The sequence below is a fragment of the Fluviirhizobium alvei genome, assembly GCF_030551875.1.
GTDB classification, from domain to species: domain Bacteria; phylum Pseudomonadota; class Alphaproteobacteria; order Rhizobiales; family Rhizobiaceae; genus Rhizobium_E; species Rhizobium_E alvei.
On sequence record NZ_JAUOZU010000020.1, the window covers coordinates 1 to 15,496 of the forward strand.

14 protein-coding genes and 3 pseudogenes are annotated in these 15,496 nt (G+C 61.5%); 6 read left to right on the plus strand and 11 right to left on the minus strand.

The genetic code is table 11. From position 1 onward, the window contains the following. Positions 1-91: 91 nt before the first annotated feature. Genes Q4481_RS22015 through Q4481_RS22025 form a run of 3 tightly spaced genes read right to left on the minus strand, consistent with a single transcriptional unit; the run spans position 92 to position 1,891 of the window. The gene (locus Q4481_RS22015) at positions 92-1,243 is read right to left on the minus strand and encodes a tyrosine-type recombinase/integrase (RefSeq protein ID WP_304378571.1); all 1,152 of its coding nucleotides are present in this window, start codon (positions 1,241-1,243) and stop codon (positions 92-94) included. Then, positions 1,233-1,652, minus strand: a complete 420-nt coding sequence (locus Q4481_RS22020; RefSeq protein WP_304378572.1) for a type II toxin-antitoxin system VapC family toxin — start codon at positions 1,650-1,652, stop codon at positions 1,233-1,235. Before Q4481_RS22020 ends, Q4481_RS22015 begins: the two co-directional genes overlap by 11 nt. Further along, positions 1,652-1,891, minus strand: a complete 240-nt coding sequence (locus tag Q4481_RS22025) for a type II toxin-antitoxin system Phd/YefM family antitoxin (protein ID WP_304378573.1) — start codon at positions 1,889-1,891, stop codon at positions 1,652-1,654. Before Q4481_RS22025 ends, Q4481_RS22020 begins: the two co-directional genes overlap by 1 nt. A 188-nt stretch (positions 1,892-2,079) precedes the next feature. On the opposite strand from Q4481_RS22025, the pseudogene Q4481_RS22030 reads away from it, so the two are divergent. Both Q4481_RS22030 and Q4481_RS22035 read left to right on the plus strand, forming a co-directional pair. Beyond that, positions 2,080-3,150, plus strand: a pseudogene (locus Q4481_RS22030) (RHE_PE00001 family protein). Positions 3,151-3,321: 171 nt separating this feature from the next. Continuing rightward, on the plus strand, positions 3,322-4,305 hold the full coding sequence (locus tag Q4481_RS22035) for an IS481 family transposase (protein WP_304378574.1): 984 nt from the start codon (positions 3,322-3,324) through the stop codon (positions 4,303-4,305). A gap of 353 nt (positions 4,306-4,658) precedes the next feature. Here Q4481_RS22035 and Q4481_RS22045 read toward each other — a convergent pair whose 3' ends face one another. Both Q4481_RS22045 and Q4481_RS22050 read right to left on the minus strand, forming a co-directional pair. Continuing rightward, complete coding sequence (locus Q4481_RS22045) at positions 4,659-5,855, minus strand: acetyl-CoA acetyltransferase (protein ID WP_304378575.1); 1,197 nt, start codon at positions 5,853-5,855, stop codon at positions 4,659-4,661. 3 nt (positions 5,856-5,858) lie between these two features. Further along, positions 5,859-7,313, minus strand: a complete 1,455-nt coding sequence (locus tag Q4481_RS22050; RefSeq protein WP_304378576.1) for a 3-oxoacyl-[acyl-carrier-protein] synthase III C-terminal domain-containing protein — start codon at positions 7,311-7,313, stop codon at positions 5,859-5,861. A 152-nt stretch (positions 7,314-7,465) separates the two neighbouring features. Between Q4481_RS22050 and Q4481_RS22055 the strand changes: the two genes are divergently transcribed. Continuing rightward, complete coding sequence (locus tag Q4481_RS22055) at positions 7,466-8,659, plus strand: NAD(P)/FAD-dependent oxidoreductase (RefSeq protein ID WP_304378577.1); 1,194 nt, start codon at positions 7,466-7,468, stop codon at positions 8,657-8,659. Positions 8,660-8,684: 25 nt separating this feature from the next. Here the strand turns inward: Q4481_RS22055 and Q4481_RS22060 are convergent, their stop codons facing one another. Continuing rightward, positions 8,685-9,290, minus strand: coding sequence for a TetR/AcrR family transcriptional regulator (locus Q4481_RS22060; protein WP_304378578.1), 606 nt, complete (start codon positions 9,288-9,290; stop codon positions 8,685-8,687). 229 nt (positions 9,291-9,519) lie between these two features. Between Q4481_RS22060 and Q4481_RS22065 the strand changes: the two genes are divergently transcribed. The 3 genes and pseudogenes from Q4481_RS22065 to Q4481_RS24615 form a co-directional block, all read left to right on the plus strand. After that, on the plus strand, positions 9,520-10,842 hold the full coding sequence (locus tag Q4481_RS22065; protein WP_304378579.1) for a phenylacetate--CoA ligase family protein: 1,323 nt from the start codon (positions 9,520-9,522) through the stop codon (positions 10,840-10,842). Between the two features lie 78 nt (positions 10,843-10,920). Further along, on the plus strand, positions 10,921-11,796 hold the full coding sequence (locus Q4481_RS22070) for an alpha/beta hydrolase (protein ID WP_304378580.1): 876 nt from the start codon (positions 10,921-10,923) through the stop codon (positions 11,794-11,796). Between the two features lie 61 nt (positions 11,797-11,857). After that, positions 11,858-11,923, plus strand: a pseudogene (locus Q4481_RS24615) (hypothetical protein); the annotation flags it as partial. Positions 11,924-11,931: 8 nt separating this feature from the next. Here Q4481_RS24615 and Q4481_RS22075 read toward each other — a convergent pair. From Q4481_RS22075 to Q4481_RS22095, 5 genes and pseudogenes are all read right to left on the minus strand, one after another. Further along, positions 11,932-12,969: pseudogene (locus Q4481_RS22075) on the minus strand (CaiB/BaiF CoA transferase family protein); the annotation flags it as partial. A gap of 47 nt (positions 12,970-13,016) precedes the next feature. Beyond that, complete coding sequence (locus tag Q4481_RS22080) at positions 13,017-13,331, minus strand: 2Fe-2S iron-sulfur cluster-binding protein (protein WP_304378582.1); 315 nt, start codon at positions 13,329-13,331, stop codon at positions 13,017-13,019. A gap of 55 nt (positions 13,332-13,386) precedes the next feature. Beyond that, on the minus strand, positions 13,387-14,124 hold the full coding sequence (locus Q4481_RS22085; RefSeq protein ID WP_304378583.1) for an SDR family NAD(P)-dependent oxidoreductase: 738 nt from the start codon (positions 14,122-14,124) through the stop codon (positions 13,387-13,389). A 2-nt stretch (positions 14,125-14,126) separates the two neighbouring features. Beyond that, positions 14,127-14,954, minus strand: coding sequence for an enoyl-CoA hydratase/isomerase family protein (locus Q4481_RS22090; protein WP_304378584.1), 828 nt, complete (start codon positions 14,952-14,954; stop codon positions 14,127-14,129). 8 nt (positions 14,955-14,962) lie between these two features. After that, positions 14,963-15,496 carry an aromatic-ring-hydroxylating dioxygenase subunit beta gene (locus Q4481_RS22095; RefSeq protein ID WP_304378585.1) on the minus strand — a complete coding sequence of 178 codons (534 nt, stop codon included), beginning with the start codon at positions 15,494-15,496 and terminating at the stop codon, positions 14,963-14,965.

Genomic DNA, 15,496 nt, shown 5'->3' on the forward strand with positions numbered 1-15,496 from the left:
CCGGGTGTTCATGAACGGCAACCGCACGGTGGTCTTCCCGGCAAGCCCCGGAAGCTATGCATCCGAACGCATGGGCTAGGGGATTTCCAGCTCAGTCGAGCAGACGCGATGCCCGACCGCTGCGGCGCTGGGCATGGTTGTAATATTCGGACGCCTGCTGCACGGACCGGTGCCGGGACTGTTCCATCGCTTCGGGCAGCGGAATGCCGCGATTGGCCGCTTCGGTGAGATAGCCCGATCGCAGCCCGTGGGCGGAATAGTCGCGCGGATCGAGACCGGCCAGTTCTGCCCGATGCTTGACGATATCGGTGATCGCCTTCGGATCCAAAGGCCGCGGCGACAGGTTGCCCCAGCGATCGATGGCGCGGAACAGGCTGCCACTTTGGATGCCTGCCGCTTTCAGCCAGGCATTGAGCGCTTCGACGGGCCGGCCGGTCAGATAGACGATCTCGTCATCGCCGGCGCCGCTTGTCTTGGTTCGGCCGAGATGGATCGACAGCGAGGGCAATGTGCGCCCCGCCTCGCCTTCGATCGGGGGCTCGACGGTGAGCTGTTCCATCCGGAGCGTGGCCACTTCGCTGCGGCGGCGACCACCGGACGCGAACGCCAGCATGAGGATGGCGCGATCGCGGAGATCGCGCAGGTTTTGTCCATCGCAGGTGGCGAGGAGTTTCGCCAGCACATCGCCCGTCACGGCCCGCGCGCTCTTGCGCTTCTTCGGTCGCGGGACGGCGCGGATCGCGAGCCGGATAGCGGATTTGAGAGCGGGCGACGAGAAGGCGCCCTCGAGACCGCGCCATTTCGTCAGCGTCGACCAGTTGGCAAGACGCCGGCGCACCGTATCGGGCGCATGGGGACCGCTTGCTTTCAGCACGCCTTCGGCGCGCAGCCTGTCCTCGACGGCGGCGGGCATGCCATGATCCGGATCGCTCAGGCGCTTTTCGGCATCCCAGAGATGATGGGCAACGAATTTCAGCAGCAGTGCTTCTGGCGCCGGCCAGGGCAGGGCATTGCCGGTGGCGGCCTGCGACCAGGCTTCCAGATAGGCAAGATCGGAAGCGAAGGCCCGGATGGTGTTAGGGCCCATGCCCTGATTGACGAGGTGCCGGAGCGTTTCGACATCCTGATCGGTCAGAAGGCCGGCGAGCGCATCACGCCGCTCGATCGGCAGGACGGCGGCGATCGTGTCGAGCTGCTCGGCGCGGCGGAAAACCGGGTCGCTTGTTGTTCGCTCAGTCCCCATCGAAAGACGGCCCAAGGACAGACACACCTTCAGAGCGTGCGGCTTCCGCCAGCCGCCGGTCGAGCGTGGCAAGTGGCAGCTGCTCGATAAGGGCGAGGGCTAGATAGGCGGCATCATAGGCGCTGAGACGATATTTGCGCGACAGGCGAACCACTTCGGCATTTTCTCCGGGGCCGGCAAGCTGCAACGGCAATGCGCGTAGCCGCGCGAGCGCCGAATGAACGAAATCTGCCGAAATCCGCTCCCGTTTCTCGGCGCTCAGGAGGATGCTGCGGATCTCGTGTCGCAACAGATCAGGTGCCACGGCATCTTCCTCCGCCATGCGGGCCATGGCTTGTTCGGCTATGGCGTTCTCTTCGTCAGGCAGAAACCATGCGCCGACTATCGAGGCATCAACGACAAACGCCATCAGCGCCGGCCTTCCTGCTTCCAGTCCTGGATCTCTTGATGGGTGACAGGCCTGGCCTGGGCGCGAAGCGCGCGAACTGACTCGATCGCAGCCAGGCGTCGCCGACGCTCGTCCACAGCCACCAGGCGCGCGACCGGATCATTGCCGCGGGCAATGATGAAATCCTCTCCACCCTCGACGCGAGCCAGAAGTTCAGACAGATGCGTTTTGGCCTCGGCCACCTTGACGGTCACGGTCATGGCAACTCTTTCTTTCCTCGTTTTGGGTGCTTGTTGCGAAGGATAAGGATGATTTCCGTATTGGTCAATAGGTTGACTAACTCATATCTGATAAGAGTTACTTATCGATGGTTATAATACAAACCCGCGTTCATGTGGTGTAAGGATCTCTAGTTCTGATATAGCATTCTTTTAGGAATTCATATATCATGATTTCAATGGTTTATGGCCTTAGAAGAATCAGCACCACGTCCTTGATGGAGCCGGCTTTTTGGGCGGGTATCGCACTCACGCGTCTTGATGAGCGCATCGCCCGTTCGCCGGTTGGCCAGGGATGGATCGAACGGTCTCATTTTGCTGAAGCCTGCGCCTCGCTGTGGATCGACGGCGAACTCGTCCATCTCGAGGACCTCGTCCTCCACGACGCGTTTCGCGATACCCGAACCCCCGACACACGAGCTCACCATCGCCCGCGACGTACTGCGCACCCGTCGGCGCATTTGTGGCCAGTCGCCTTATTGGGCGCTGTCACCGGAAGGCATTCGCACGCTCCGGCAGACATCGGAGAACGCCTCGACCGGCACTGAGGCGGCGGAGGCCGCCAGCACAGTGCTAAATGCGGGTGCGATTGATCCGGAAGGGGAGGGGAAAGAAATCGATGAAGCCGAAGGGTTTCCCGGAGTCAATTATGACGCTATCGATGCGCTGCTGGCCCGATCGGCGGCGGCGATAGAGCACGCGAGGCGTCCCGGGCGTGCTGATACCCGAGAACGAGATCCTCTCGTCTATGATCTCGACTGGGATGAAGATGCCCGCCTCGAGGAATGGCGCTCTGTGTTGCGCCAAGTCGAACACTTCCTGGCAATGCTGCAGGCGATTGTTGCCCTTGATGCCTGGAACGAGCTTGCCGTCCTCCAGCACGCCCCCTGGCTTGGCCGGCTGTTTGCCGCGTCCATCCTACGGCAGGCCGGCATCGAGATCGCGGAACCCGGCTGCTCGCCATCGCTCACGGTCTTTCGGCAGTCGCCGGGATCGGGCTGAAGGAGCATGACCGGCTGGCGCTTGCGATAATGATGATGGATCGAAAACTGGACGGGCGCCGGACATCTTCGAAGCTGCCGGAACTGGTCGAGCTGATCATGGCAAGACCGTTGGTGTCGGCGGGCATGGTGGCGGAAACGCTTAACGTGACGCCGCAGGTAGCGCGGCGGATCGTGTTGGAGCTCGGCCTCAGGGAGATGACGGGGAGGGGGAGGTTTCTGGCGTGGGGCGTACTTTAGCGGGCCAAGCTGGAGGCGGACTATCGCCAGCACATCCGGAGCCGTTCGCTCAGTCCGAAATAGGATATCGTCACGTTGGGCGCTAACCGCGCAAATTGCAGACGTGCGCTCTAGGTGTTTGATCCCGGACTTTAATGGTGCATTGTTTTCCCTCGATTGGAAGGAAGCTCTATGGGCCAAGTTCTACAGGGTCGCGCGACAACGACAGAGGCAATCCGTCGAGCAATACAAAATAGTCAAGAGAGCCTGAGAGCGCTCTCAAAGCGGTATGGGATCAACTCGAAGACTGTAGCCAAGTGGAAGAAGCGCACATCGATTGCCGATTTGGCGACCGGGCCGAAGGAACCGCATTCGACAGTCTTGAGCCCGGAGGAGGAGGCCGTGATTGTCGCCTTCCGCAGGCGCACGCTGCTACCGCTCGATGATTGTCTCTACGCTCTTCAGCCAACAATCCCGCATCTGACGCGCTCGTCCTTACATCGATGCCTACAGCGCCATGACATTTCACGACTGCCGGATGTCGAGGGCGACAAGGAGCCAAAAAAGAAGCTCAAGAGTTACCCCATTGGCTGCTTTCACATCGATATCGCTGAAGTCCAGACCGCTGTGGACAAGCTCTATCTGTTTGTGGCCATTGATAGAACGTCCAAGTTTGCCTTCGTCGAGCTTTACGCCAAAGCCGGAAAGATGAATGCAGCCCAATTCCTGCGCAATCTGGTCAAGGCTGTGCCCTATGCCATCCATACGATTCTCACGGACAACGGCATTCAGTTCAACAAGCGGGCCTGCGATCTCTACGCCTTCCATCACATCTGCGACCGGGTCTGTGACGAGATGGGAATTGAGCATCGGCTGACCAAGGTAAAGCATCCATGGACCAATGGGCAGGTCGAGCGAATGAACCGAACCATCAAGGATGCGACCGTCAAGTGCTTCCACTACGACGATCACGAACAGCTCCAAAAGCATCTCGCCGACTTCATCGATGCCTATAACTTCGGGCGAAGGTTAAAGACACTCAAAAGCCTCACGCCCTACGAGTTCATCTGTAAACGATGGACTTTGGAGCCGGATCGTTTCATCATTTATCCGATCCATCAAATGCCGGGACTAAACACCCAGATGAAACAGACTGGTTTCTCGACAGGCCAATGATGCCGACAGTATTCGGGGCCTCATCAATCCGACTGGTAGGGCAATTGTGCCCGGCCGAACATTCGAAAGGCCCCATCCGCAATTTCTGCGTTGGCACCGGGAAAACTGTTTCAAAAATTGAGCCTAGCCAGGAACTGGCCGGTTCCGCGGTTCTGTCATCATCAAGACCGCAATCTGGATAAAACAGGCGCGAGATGCGCCGTGGAACGCTACCCAGCCATGTTGGGTTGACCCGCCGTTGCAGCCTAACCAGCCGGTGCGGTGATGGGCAGGTCCGGCCTTTTTCATCCAGCGCCCTTCATCGAGCTCTTTGGTGCGTTACCGATGCTCTTTGCGCATTTCCTTGTCTTGCCTCATGCTCCACCAAGAATGGTGATGGAGCAGACATTCTGGGCCGGCCCGCCGCCGAGATTATGGGTCAATGCCTGTTTCGGATCTTTAAGCTGGCGATTTCCGGCCTGGCCGGTCAGTTGCAGCCAGGCTTCATAGAGCATGCGCAGGCCCGATGCGCCGACCGGATGGCCAAAACATTTCAGACCGCCATCGATCTGGCAGGGCAGGCTTCCATCCGCATCATAGAGACCGTCGAGCATGTCCTTCCAGGCACGCCCCTCGGCGCTGAGGCCGAGATCCTCAAGTGTCACCAGTTCGGTGATCGAGAAACAATCATGCAGTTCCGCCATGCCGATGCTGGCGCGCGGATCGGCGATGCCTGCCTCCTGATAGGCGCGCGCGGCGGCGATGCGGGCCGTGTGGACATAGGTTCCATCCCATTGCGCCTGCTGCGCTTCCCAGCCGTTCGAGGTCACGACCTGGATTGCCTTGATCAGCACCGGCGCAGTCTTGCCGAGGCTGCGGGCGATGTCCGGCGTCGTGACGATGGCGCAGGCGGCGCCATCGGAAACCGGGCAGCAGTCGAACAGGCCGAGCGGTTCGGCAACCAGGGGCGCATTCATCGCCTGTTCGATGGTGATCGCCTTGCGCAGGTGTGCATTCGGATTGCTGATCGCATTGGCATGGCTTTTCATCGATGTATGTGCCATGGCGCGCTTCAGATCATCGCGCGAAATGCCATGCTTTGTCGCATAGGCGCGCGCGAGCTGGGAAAAATTGCCGGGATTGGTGTGGGTCGGCAGATACATTGGCGCAAAGGTGCCGCGGGATGCGGTGGGCAGACCGGCAAAGCCGGTATCCTTGAGCTTCTCCACCCCGACCGCGAGCGCGATATCGACCGCGCCCGAAGCGACAGCGTAGACGGCGCCGCGAAAGGCCTCGGTGCCGCCGGCGCAGAAATTCTCGACGCGCGTGACGCCGACATTGGGCAGACGCAGGGCTTGCGCCATCGGCGTCCCGGCCTTGCCGGCGCCGATATCGTCATAGTGGGAGGAATACCAGGCCGCGCCGATCATCGAAGGGTCGATGCCGGCCCGATCGAGCGCCTCGAGATAGGCCTCGCACATCAATTCATCCTGGGAGACATCCCACCGTTCGCCGAAGCGTGAACACCCCATCGAGAGAATGGTGACCCGATCCTTGATTCCGCTAGCCATGGTCTATTCCCCTCCGGTTCGGCTCGATTGCGTGTCGGCGGCGATCGCCTTCCAGAAATAGCGGCGGAAGCCGGTTCGTTCGTCGATATCCTTTATGCGGAAGACAAAGCGAACCGCGTCGCCAGCCTTCAGCTGGTCGGCACCCGGATCGGTGAAATCCATCATCAGGCGGCCGTCGCCATTGAAGTCGACAAGCCCGTAACAGTTGGGCGGATGGCGCGAAAAGGCGAGGAGATCGGCAGTGGATGTGGCGATGGTGCCGCCCCGATCGGCCAGCGGATAGGGCTCCAGCGCATCGACATCGAGGCCTTCGCGCGTTGCGGCTATGCGCGACGGCGGGAACTGGATGGTGCCAGTCTGGCGGTTGCGCCCGCCGACGAAGCCGAGCAGCTCCTCCGACCGCCGATAGGCCGTCGTCAGGGCTTCATTGACCTGCACCCTGCCGCGGAGACCGCGATCCCATTCGAGCATGCCGCGAAAGATTGCCAGCTTGAGGTAATTCCGTTCGGGCAGGCCGCTTTTTATCTGGCGTGAGACCTGCGGCACCATGGTGGCGATTGCCGGCCCGGCCTCGAAGATGAGTGCTGTCGCCCCCTGGCCGAATTCGGCGACCAGAACCTTTTCTCCCGGTTTCATTCCCTCCATGGCTCCGGCGAGCATGAGAAGCGCATGGGCCGATCCGGTATCGCCGCAATCCGCGGCAAGATCGGAGGCGAGGCGGGCGTGACCGAGCCCGGATGCCTGACCCACAGCCTTGGCACAGCCGGCGATGGTGCTCGGCAGCACGAAATGGTCGATCTCCGTCGGGGAGAGGTTCGCGGCCTTGAGCGCCGCAGAAATGGCCTCGGGCACGATCTTCAGATAGCCCTCTTCCCGGATCCATCTCTCTTCCCATTCGAGGGCGAAATCGCGTCCGGTCGCGCGGTATCTATCGGCGAAAGGCCGGGTGATGGAACTGCCGCCAAGAAAGCACAGCAGGCCGTCGCCCGATGGCTCGACAAGAACCGCAGCCGCGCCATCGCCCGATTTGCTTTCCGAACTGCTGCCTGCCGGATGTTTCGGGATCTCTGCCGCGACAACAAGGCTCGTCTGGCCCTGTTCGAGCGCCTGATGAAGGGCGATTAGGCCGGCGCGGCGCGTGCTTGTCGTATCCTCGGTGAGGCAGTTTCTACCCAGCCGCAAGGCGCCATGCACGAGAACGGCGTTCTGAAATTCGGCAAAGGGCGCGGTCATCGAGGCGAAAACCAGCCGCCGAACGGTATCGGGCATCTGGTCCGCCAGACAGTTGCGGGCCGCCTCGACCGCCATGGTGACGCTGTCCTCGTCCCAGAAGGCGAGGCTGCGTGATCCTTTTCCAGTGCCTGCAGACGAAGTCAGCCATCCCATGGCCTGGGCGATTGCGGCCCGCTCGAGCCGCATCTTCGGCAGATAGGTTCCGATCGACGAAATAGCGACCACGATTTCCCCCCGTTTCCGCGCCTGCCGGGTGGATCACTCCATCCGTTCCTCCGGCGCGCCAGCAGTTGCATCTTGTCAAGTCTCGATATAATAGTCAGAACGGTCGGTCAACTAATAACTTATCGGGGAGCGGAATGGGTCGGGAACGGGTTGTGATAATCGGGGCAGGGCAGGCCGGTGAATCGGTCGCCATGGGCTTGCGGGCCGGAGGTTATGGTGGCGACATCCTGCTGGTTGGCGAGGAACCCTATCTGCCCTACCAGCGCCCGCCGCTGTCGAAGAAATACCTCTCCGGCGAATGGGACCGTGAACGGTTGCTGTTGCGGCCCGACGACTTCTGGCGCCGGATGGAGATCGAGGTCGTGACCGGAAAGGCTGTGACGGCTGTCGATGCCGAACGCCGTACGGTCGCGATCGATGGAAGTACGGTCGGCTGGAGCAAGCTTGCCTTTGCAACGGGAACCGAGCCGCGCCCGATGCCGGACGGGTTTGCCAGGCTGCGAGCCGTGTACCGTCTGCGAACGATCGATGATGTCGATCGGCTCCGCCCCGATTTTCAGCCAGGCAAGCGGCTTCTCGTCATCGGTGGCGGCTATATCGGCCTCGAGACTGCTGCGGTCGCAGCCATGGCGGGTCTCGATGTCACCGTTATCGAACGGGCGTCGCGCATTCTCGAGCGGGTTGCCTGCTCACGCACGTCGGATCATTTCCGTGCACTTCATCAGTCGAAAGGTGTCAGACTCATTGAAAACGGTGCAATTGCCTCCGTTTCGAGCCAGGACGGACAGCTGACCGGACTGACGCTTGCGGATGGCGAGTCGCTGGCAGCCGATCTTGCCGTGGTCGGGGTCGGTGTGTTGCCGCGCATCGATCTCGCTGAACGCGCCGGCCTCCACTGTGACAATGGCATCGTCGTCGATCTCCATGGCCGCGCGTCGAAAGAGGGGATCTGGGCTGCCGGCGATTGTGCGAACTTTCCGTTCGGGGGCCTGCAGACACGGCTCGAAAGCGTTCAGAATGCCGTCGATCTGGCCGAGATCGTTGCGGATGACATGCTGGGCAAGACCCGGGATTACAAGCCGGTTCCCTGGTTCTGGTCCGACCAGTATGACACCAAGCTGCAGATCGTCGGTCTCAATCGCAGCTATGATTCAGTGGTGGCGAAGCGGGCCGAGCGGACCTTTGCGCACTGGTATCTCCGCGATGGCGTGGCGGTTGCCGTCGATACGATCAACGACGGGCGCACCTATATGGCGGCCCGGAAACTGTTCGAGAAAGGCGTCAAAATCACCGCGGAGGATCTGGCGCGGCCGGATTTCGACCCGGTCACGCTGCTGCGCGGATGAAGCCGGCTTCCCGCCAGCCGTTCCGTCAGGGCTTGCGGCCAACGAGGGCGTAGCCCTTGGTAAAAAGCTCGACCGTTCGGTCTGCCAGTTGCTCCGGAGAGACCGCGCCATTGGCTCTGTACCAGGTGTAGGTCCAGTTGATCATGCCGAAGAACAGCATTGTGTCGACATGGGCCATGCTCATGTCGTCCGCCATATCGGGCCGAAGCTGGAGCAGGATGTCGCGCACATAGGCAATCAGCTCGCGTTGCTTGGCGATCAGTTCCTTCTGGTTTTCCGGTGCCAGGAAATCGAGGCAGGTCAGGAGGACGACATGCTGGTCGCGCGAGACGGCGTAGACTTCGAGGAAAAAGCGCGTCAACTGCTGGAAACGCTCGACCGGATCCTGGAATCCGTAGAGTGAATGGCGGCAGCTCCACAGCAACTTGTCGACATGCGTGTTGAGCATATCGAGCAGGATTGCCTCCTTGGAATCGAAGTAGTGATAAAGCCGCGATTTCGAGCAGTCGCAGGCCTCGGCAATGTCGCCGATCGAGGTCGCGGCATAGCCGCGCTTGGCGAACATACTGGCCGCCTTCTCGATGATGTCATCGCGGACCTTGTCGTAATCGGGTGAACGGGTTCTCGCCAAGGTCGTCTCGCCTGCATAATTGATTTGAACGGCCGGACTATAATCACGTTGGGGCGATTTTGTAAATTGTGGCAGCATTTGCGGTGGCGAACGGCCGGTATGAACTGCGGTTTGTTAAAATTTCAGTTTACATAACCCAATCGTTCGTTCTATTAATTGCGCATGGGTTGGAGGTGGTCTGCGTGGGATGCCGGGCGGATCGTGACTATAGACAGGGAGGTCTCAGGACATGCAGCACCCGGAAATCGAGACACTGGATCGCGACGGGATCCTGAAGGTTCAGCAGGAAGGTCTGGCGGCCATGGGCGCGCGCCTGGCCTCGAGCCAGCTGTGGCGGGATCATTTCGCTCAGGCCGGTATGAAGCCGGAGGATCTGGCGGCTCCGGATGCGCTTGCGAATGTTCCCTTCATGGAGAAGGAAAATCTCCGCGCCCATTATCCGTTTCCCTATCTGACGGTGGAGCCCGAGCAGGTCGAGCGGTTTGTCGCCACGTCCGGAACCACGGGGTTGCCGATGATGTTCGGCATGACGAAGAACGATCTGCAGTCGCTTCTGCCATCGCAGATGGCACGTGCCCTGACCGCCGCCGGTGTCAAGAAAGGGTATCGGGCCTATCAGGGCTATGGTTATGGCCTCTGGATCGGTGGTCCGGCGCTCGATGCCGGCTTTGCGGCACTCGGCTGCACCAATTTTCCGATCGGTCCGGGCCGCGGCGAACTCGCCGCGCGCTGGCTGCGCGACCACCAGTATGATGTCGCCTCGATGTCGCCGCTCTGGCTGATGACGCTCGTGCAATCCGCCAAGCAGCAAGGCATCAACCCGAAAACCGACTGGAGCCTGAAAGTGGCGATCCTTGGCGGTCAGTCGGTTTCAGCCGAATTCCGTGCCCAGCTCGAGGGCGAACTGCCGGAGGGTTTCATCAGCCACAACATCTACGGAACCACCGAAGCCGGCGGCCCGATTCTGGCGATCTCGACCCCCTATACCCATGCGGATGATGAACTGCAGCTCATCAACGAAGATACGGTCATTGTCGAAATTCTCGATCCCAACACCATGAAGCCGGTGTCGGAAGGCGAGGTCGGGGAAATCGTCGTCACCACCATCCGCAAGGAAGCGTCACCCGTCGTGCGCTGGCGGACACGCGATCTCGTGCGCCTGTCCAGCCAACCCTATGACTGTCCCTCGGGCCGTCGCGGCATGCGCAAGATCGGCCGGATCATCGGCCGCAGCGACGACATGATCAAGTTCAAGGGCGTCATCGTCTTCCCCTCGCAGATCGAAGATATCATCGCGGGCACCAAGGGCGCGGTGCGCGAAGCCTGGCAGATCTATATCGACAAGGAACTGACGACTATCGGTACGCTGACGGTGGCCGTGGAAGCAACCCATGCCGACCAGCGTCCCGCCGAGCAGATCGTCAGCGACATTCGTCGCGAAACCAAGGCGCGGCTCGGCATGAACATCAATGTCGAATGCCATCCCGAAGGGACGCTGCCGCGCTACGAAGCCAAGGCAACCCGCGTGCTGCACCGCGCCGAAGCCCGCTAAGGGGTTTAGGCTTTGATCTCCCAAGCAGCGCTGGATGGGGCTTTTGCCCTGTCCGGCGCTTGAACGACGAGGCATGACATGACTGTCCATCCCGATCCCTTTCTCTTGGTCGCCGACAGGATCCGTTCGATCACATCGTCCTGGGCGAACGGCATGACGCTTGCTGAGATCAGGACCAGTTTCGATGGATTTCTCGGCGGTGATTTCGCGGCGGACCAGCTTGAGATTTTCGATCTCGAAGGCCTGCCGGCCAGCTGGATCGGGAACGGCGCCGAGCGAACGATATTCTATCTGCATGGCGGTGGTTTCCAGATCGGTTCGCTGCGCTCTCATGCCGATCTGATGACCCGTATCGCCAGTGCCGCGGATGCCCGCGTTCTCGGTATCGACTACAGGCTCGCACCGGAACATCGGTTCCCCGCCGCCCATGACGATGCCTTTAGCGCCTATCGCTGGCTCATCGCATCCGGGATCGTGCCCGATGCCATCATGGGCGATTCCGCCGGCGGGGCGCTTGCGCTTGCCACGGCAGTCAGGGCACGCGATGCCGGCCTGCCATTGCCGCGCGCGATCATGCTCCTGTCACCCTGGCTCGATCTTTCGCTGAGCGGCGACAGCTACGCGTCACTTGCCGAGGCGGATATCTTTTCCAAGCCGGCGCAGCTGCGCGCCATGGCGAAGACCTATATCGGCCGCAACGGCGATCCGTCCGATCCTTTGGTCTCCCCGCTTTTTGCGGCGCTCGACGGGCTGCCACCGATGCTCGTTCATGCTGGAGCCTGCGATATCACGCTTGATGATGCGCGCCTGTTGGAAAAGCGGGTCAACGATGCCGGTGGGGCGATCACACTCCGGATCTTCGATCGCATGTGCCACCATTTTCAGGTCTTTGCGGAACTGCCGGAAACCGCGCAGTCGCTCTCGGAAATCGGCGCCTTTTTCGACAGGCTTTGAACTGTAGCGGATGAGGATGGATCAGGCGCCTCAGATGGCGCCGGATTGTTCTGCCGCCGCAATGCGGTCGTTGTCGATACCCCAATCAGACAGAATCTCTTTAGAATGGCTGCCGGGCTCGACGGCGACTTCGGGGGCGGCTGCCGGCGTGCGGCTGAAGCGGGGGGCCGGGGCCGGCTGGCGGACGCCTGCCACCTCGATGAAGGCGGCGCGGGCCGTTGCCAGTTCATCCGCCTGCGCCTCCTCCCAGGAGAGGACAGGACTGGCACAGGCATCGCTGCCGGCAAAAATCCGGGTCCAGTAATCGCGCGGATGGGTGCGAAAGACCGCCGCCATGCGCTGACGCAGATCCGGCCAGGCGGACGGGTTGCGGACATGGGTGAATTCGGCCGGATCGAGCCCCAGCTTTTCGATCAGGATGGTATGGAATTTGGGCTCGACCGCTGCCACCGCAAAAGCCTTGCCGTCCGCACAAAGATAGGTCGTGTAGAAATAGGCGCCGCCATCGAGCAGATTGGCTTCGCGCTCATCCGACCACATGCCGCCGGCGCGAAAGCCCCAGAACATTCCGGCCAGCAACGAGGCGCCATCCACCATTGCCGCGTCGATCACCTGCCCGAGGCCGGTCGATTTCGCCTGCAGGATCGCCGAAACCATGCCGAAGGCCATCAGCATGCCGCCGCCGCCGAAATCCCCGATGAGATTGAGCGGCACCGGGGGCGGCTGGTCGGCCGGACCCATGGCGGCGAGGGCACCGGTCATGGCGATGTAATTGAGATCGTGGCCTGCCGTATAGGCCAGCGGCCCGTCCTGTCCCCAGCCGGTCATGCGGCCATAGGCGAGGCGACTGTTGCGGGTAAGGCAGATGTCGGGGCCTAGTCCGAGCCGCTCCATAACGCCAGGCCGGAACCCTTCGATGATCCCATCGGCTTGATCGATCAGCTCAAGGGCTAGATCGACGGCACCGGGCACCTTGAGGTCGAGTGCGATCGACCGTCGGCCACGTGCGAGCACGTCGAAGCGGGTGTTCATCAGCGGAATGTCGGGCCGCTGGCCTTTTGCATGGATACGGATCACCTCGGCGCCCTGATCGGCCAGCATCATCGCGGCAAACGGGGCAGGGCCGAGGCCAACCATTTCGATGATCTTCAATCCTTGCAAGGGACCAGACATATCCTATTCCTCATTGTTCGTGCGATAGGCCGGGATCGTGCATTGGCTCAGCCCGCGGGCAGATAGACGGTGAGACCGTCGAGCTGGTCGGTCACCTTGATCTGGCAGGACAGCCGCGAAGTGTCGCGGACGGCATCGGCGAATTCCAGCATGTCGCGTTCCATCGCATTGGCGATACCCACACGCGCCGCCCATTCGTCATCGACATAGACATGGCAGGTCGCACAAGCACAGGCGCCGCCGCATTCGGCAATGATACCGGGAATGTTGGCGCGGCGCGCGCATTCCATGAGATTCAGTCCGTCGGTTGCCTCGATCTGGTGGCTCTCGCCATTGGCGGCCACGAACGTAATTTTTGGCATGTCTGTCTCCCCAGCTTTTGTTTGGATGGTCTCCCGTCTTGGCGGGAGCGGATGATCAGGCGCCGCAGCCCATGCCGCCCGAAACGCCGAGGCATTCGCCCGTGACGAAGGATGAATCCTCCGACGCGAAGAAGGCGACGGCGGCCGCAATCTCGGATGGCTGGCCAAGACGTTTCATCAAGGTCAGCGCAGCCATGTCGGCGTGAAGTTTGTCGCCGACCTCGGCGATGGCGCGCTCGACCATCGGCGTCAGAACCGGGCCGGGGGCGATTGTATTGGCCGTGATGCCGTAGCGTGCGTTCTCACGCGCAATCGAGCGCGTGAAGCCGATGAGGCCCGCTTTCGCGGCGGCATAGACCGAGCCACCTTTCGAGCCCAGCCGCCCGGCCTCGGAGGCAATATTGACGATGCGGCCATAACGATTGGCCTGCATGGCAGGCAGCGCGGCATGGGTGAAGGCAAAGGCGCTTTCAAGATTGATCGTCAGCAGCGAGCGCCAGTCCTCAGGTCCGGTCTCGGTGAAGAAGGCATGCTGGTCGACGCCGATATTGTTGACCAGCACGTCGACCGGCCCGAGCGAGCCACCGAGTGCCGCAATCGCTGCGAGGTCGGTGGCATCGACGGGCCGGAAGTTCGCGCCGGTTGCGGATGCCAGGGCATCGCCGCCGGCGATGTCGCGATCGCAGAAGGTCACGGCCATGCCGTCCGCCAGAAGGCGAAGGACGATGGCGGCGCCGATGCCATTGGCGCCACCCGTGACCAGTGCATGTCGTGTCCGGCGCTCTTCGGCCATGATCATGCGCCCTTGAACACCGGCTTGCGCTTTTCGATGACAGCGGCGAGCCCTTCGCGGGAGTCGGCCGTCGCCGACAAGGTCGAGACGGTGCGGGCCTCCTCCGGCAGGCAGGATTCGACATTCAAGCCATTCCAGAGCAGCCGTTTGGTGGCCGCCAGAGCCAGAGGCGCGCCTTCGGCATAGGTTCGTGTCGCCTTGCGGGCTTCTTCGGCGAGCGCGTCATCGGGCACGCAGCGGGTAATCAGCCCGATCGACTGCGCTTCCCCTGCTTCAACGATGCGGTTGGTGAGGAACATTTCCGTCGCACGGCGGAAGCCGATCAGACTTGGCAGGATTACCGAGGCGCCACCGTCCGGGGCCATGCCGACGCGGGTGGCGCCGGCCAGGAACTTCGCACCGGAACCGGCAATCACCACATCGGAGGCGCAGACTAGGCCAAGGCCACCGCCGCCGGCGGCATAACCCTGGACCTCAGTGACGACGATCGCTTCAAGCCGGATCAAAGCACCGATGGCGATCTGCAGATAGGCGGTGACTTCCCGCAGAAAATCGCCCAGTTCCTCGCCTTTCGATGCGAATTCGCGCACATCGCCGCCGGCGCAGAAATTCCTGCCGGCACCGCGCAGATGCACGACCCGCACCCCCGGTTCGCGATGGCAGCGCATCACGGCCCGATAGAGAGCCTGCATCAGCTCGATATTCATGCCGTTGGCCGCCTCCGGGCGGTTGAGCGTGATGCGGGCGACATGATCGGCATAATCAACCAGGACCGGCCCTTCGCCGATCCAGACCTGCCGATCGGTGTCGGCCATTGTGTTTTCAGACATTGCGTGCCTCAGACCAGGAAGGAGAGCGTGAAGATTGGCTTGTGGTTGTTCACCAGGCCAACCTTCTTGTAGGCGAGGCGGAATGCACCGTCGAAATAGCGCAACTTGTATTCGTTGCGCGTGGCCCAGACGGTCTCTGCACGCAGATTGTCCTCGAAGATCATGGTGTTGGCATGCACCTTCACCTCATTGTCGACGACGCTGACAATCTCGACATTGGAGACGATGCGGGCCAGTTCCGACCGTGGCGTCTGGGTGTGACGGCGACCGGTCTTGAGCTGCTTGATACGCACGCCGATGCGGGAGCGGTTGTCATAGAGGATCGACATCTGGCGTTCGGGATCGATATCGTGACCGTTGGCCGGCACCCAGTAGATCGCATCCTCCGTCCAGAGCGCTTCCCATTCGTCATAGGCGTGGCTGTCCTGCAGACGGGCTTCCATATAGAGAAACTGCGTCACTGCATGCTGAAGTTCGAGCGGCGAGAGTGCGCCGAGGCTTTCGGCAGATGCCGGTGATTCTTCCTTGATTGCAACACTCAT

Coding starts and splice junctions, on each gene's coding strand:
- Q4481_RS22015 (WP_304378571.1), bottom strand. CDS start 1,243: ATGGGGACTGAGCGAACAACAAGCGACCCGGTTTTCCGCCGCGCCGAG.
- Q4481_RS22020 (WP_304378572.1), bottom strand. CDS start 1,652: ATGGCGTTTGTCGTTGATGCCTCGATAGTCGGCGCATGGTTTCTGCCT.
- Q4481_RS22025 (WP_304378573.1), bottom strand. CDS start 1,891: ATGACCGTGACCGTCAAGGTGGCCGAGGCCAAAACGCATCTGTCTGAA.
- Q4481_RS22035 (WP_304378574.1), top strand. CDS start 3,322: ATGGGCCAAGTTCTACAGGGTCGCGCGACAACGACAGAGGCAATCCGT.
- Q4481_RS22045 (WP_304378575.1), bottom strand. CDS start 5,855: ATGGCTAGCGGAATCAAGGATCGGGTCACCATTCTCTCGATGGGGTGT.
- Q4481_RS22065 (WP_304378579.1), top strand. CDS start 9,520: ATGCAGCACCCGGAAATCGAGACACTGGATCGCGACGGGATCCTGAAG.
- Q4481_RS22070 (WP_304378580.1), top strand. CDS start 10,921: ATGACTGTCCATCCCGATCCCTTTCTCTTGGTCGCCGACAGGATCCGT.
- Q4481_RS22080 (WP_304378582.1), bottom strand. CDS start 13,331: ATGCCAAAAATTACGTTCGTGGCCGCCAATGGCGAGAGCCACCAGATC.
- Q4481_RS22085 (WP_304378583.1), bottom strand. CDS start 14,124: ATGGCCGAAGAGCGCCGGACACGACATGCACTGGTCACGGGTGGCGCC.
- Q4481_RS22090 (WP_304378584.1), bottom strand. CDS start 14,954: ATGTCTGAAAACACAATGGCCGACACCGATCGGCAGGTCTGGATCGGC.
- Q4481_RS22095 (WP_304378585.1), bottom strand. CDS start 15,496: ATGAGTGTTGCAATCAAGGAAGAATCACCGGCATCTGCCGAAAGCCTC.